The sequence below is a fragment of the Microcystis sp. M53603_WE2 genome (assembly GCF_030065435.1).
The window spans coordinates 1-2,140 of sequence record NZ_JASJFF010000149.1 but is presented as its reverse complement, the minus strand read 5'-3'; the positions used below and the strand labels follow the sequence as shown (position 1 = coordinate 2,140).

At 42.9% G+C, this 2,140-nt stretch carries 3 protein-coding genes; 1 reads left to right on the top strand and 2 read right to left on the bottom strand.

The window, feature by feature from the left end; genetic code table 11:
* The first annotated feature begins 69 nt into the window (after positions 1-69).
* Entirely contained in the window at positions 70-240 is a 171-nt protein-coding gene (locus PX481_RS03435; protein ID WP_288093674.1) for a hypothetical protein, read from the top strand.
* 22 nt (positions 241-262) lie between these two features.
* Here PX481_RS03435 and PX481_RS03430 read toward each other — a convergent pair whose 3' ends face one another.
* Entirely contained in the window at positions 263-1,303 is a 1,041-nt protein-coding gene (locus tag PX481_RS03430; protein ID WP_002759606.1) for a fatty acid desaturase, read from the bottom strand.
* 516 nt (positions 1,304-1,819) lie between these two features.
* A partial coding sequence (locus PX481_RS03425; protein WP_288093673.1) for a tetratricopeptide repeat protein occupies positions 1,820-2,140 on the bottom strand: 321 nt, incomplete at its 5' end.

Below are 2,140 nucleotides of genomic sequence, written 5' to 3'. Positions count from 1 at the left end.
TCAAAAAGTGCCAGCCATTGCGGGGATCGGGGGGAAAATTCCTGGACTTTTTCCCTGAAAATTAGGTAGTTGACCACCTCAAAACTGGTAAAACCCCACACCCCACCTGCCCCCCCGATGTCGGGGGGGTTGGGGGGGCCACACCCTGCCCCCAAGAAAAACTTTTTGCCGCAAACCCTATTTAATACTGTCACTTCAAACTCAAATCTGATAGCTGATAACTTACCCACTGATAACTGATAACTGATCACTGATCACTGATTTAACCGCGGCTTTCCTTAAAGGTTTTGTAGGCGGTTTCGGAGTCGAAAATATGGCAATAATCAACGATTCGCTGCATTAATGCCCAAGAAAACTCGGTTTCTTTCAGGTGACTACCCCAATTTTCTTTGAGACTAGCGTGAACTTTGCGGAGGTTATAGGAAGGAATCGCCGTCGAGATATGATGGGGGATATGGACATTAATATCGTGACAGAGAATTTCTACCCAACGGGGATAGCTACAGTGAACTGTCCCTTCTAGTTGCGCTAAAGCTTGATTCCAGTCTTCGGGATAGGAAAATTGAATATCGGGGTCTGTGTGATGGACAAGGGTAAAGGTACTCATCCAAAAATGATAGACAAACCAAGGTACCACCCAAAATTTAACCAATCCCCAAACACCAGTGTAGAAAATTAGGGTTGGGAAAAAAATAGCGGCAAAAACTAGGACGACAATCATCGAAAAGCGCGCTTTTTCCCGTTCGTTCTCTTTGAATTGTTCGATGTTGAAGTGTAGAATAGCCCAGTGGGCGATCGAACCAAGCCACCAGAAACGTCCGCGAATGCCGCGATAAAAGAGACGCACTAAGGGATTGGCCGAGTTAAAAGCTTCTAATTCCCACGGATCCCAAGCATTATCTATAGTTACCATGTTAGTTTTAGTATGATGGCGATCGTGCAGGAAACGCCAGCAGTGGAAGGGATAGATAAGCGGTAAGAGGAAAATATGACCGACAAGATCATTAACCCAGGGTCGATTGGAAAAAGACCGATGACCGCAATCATGCGCGATCACAAAAAATCCCGTTAAAGCTGTACCAGTGAAAATCCAAGCTAAAGGCAGTAAATACCAGGGAGAATAAACTAGCATTGCATAACCCGCAATGACCGCCAAAATATTCGTAATCACTCCAAACCAAGCTTTAACTGGGTCTTTCTGGAAATATTCTTTGGGAATGGTTTTAATAATATCTTTCAGTTTAAAGTCTGGCTCGATCGAGGTGATCAACTCCCCATGCAATTTATCCGTCGTTGCCGTCATGAAATCTCCAATTACACTTAGGTGAACCCTTGACAAGAAATCAGCTAGGAGGTTTGGCTAAATTCTGCTCCTTACCACAAGCCAATTTTTTTGTCAATATATTTTTAACTTTAATTAATAAACTTCCGCGAAGCTTAATAATCCTTTACTTTATATACCATAAGAGGAGATTTTCTGTTTTGGCAAAATTGGACGGCGGGTGCATCTCATTTTTGTAAATCTACCAATTGGGATTTTTACGGCGAAACTCTCGCCTAAAATCGGGCATTACTTCCGATTTTATCACTCAATCCCAGCTTTTGGGGGGTTCTACCCCCCAAACCCCGGAGCGCATTAGCTTTTCGGTGAGATGCTTACAGGCAGCTGCTGATACATTTGTCATCATCTAAGAGTCACTGATAATTGCTGATTGTCGGTATTCCTGCAAATGTGAGATGCACCCTTGACGGCTGCCTATTGCCTTCAAAAACTGATAACTGATAAAAAAAACAAACATTGACTATTTTTAGGCGTTTTTTAGCGATTAGCGGTGTTTTCTAGGGATTTAATCTCCTCCTGTACCTTACGGTGTTCGCGATTTAACTGTTTTTTGACCGATTCGGGGAGTTGTTCCTGTTTTTTCAGGGCATTATTAAAGTAATCTAATGCCAGTTTCAAAGAGCCAGTATTTTTATCCGTATTGCCTTGAATTCTCAGGATTTGACCCTTCAGATACATTAATTCTGGATTATCGGGGGTCGCTTTCAGAGCGTTATCGATAAACCGCAAAGCCTGATCATACTGCTTTAAATCCCGGTAAGCTAGAGCGATACCTCGATCAACCAAGTAATCAGGACT

Coding starts and splice junctions, on each gene's coding strand:
- PX481_RS03430 (WP_002759606.1), bottom strand. CDS start 1,303: ATGACGGCAACGACGGATAAATTGCATGGGGAGTTGATCACCTCGATC.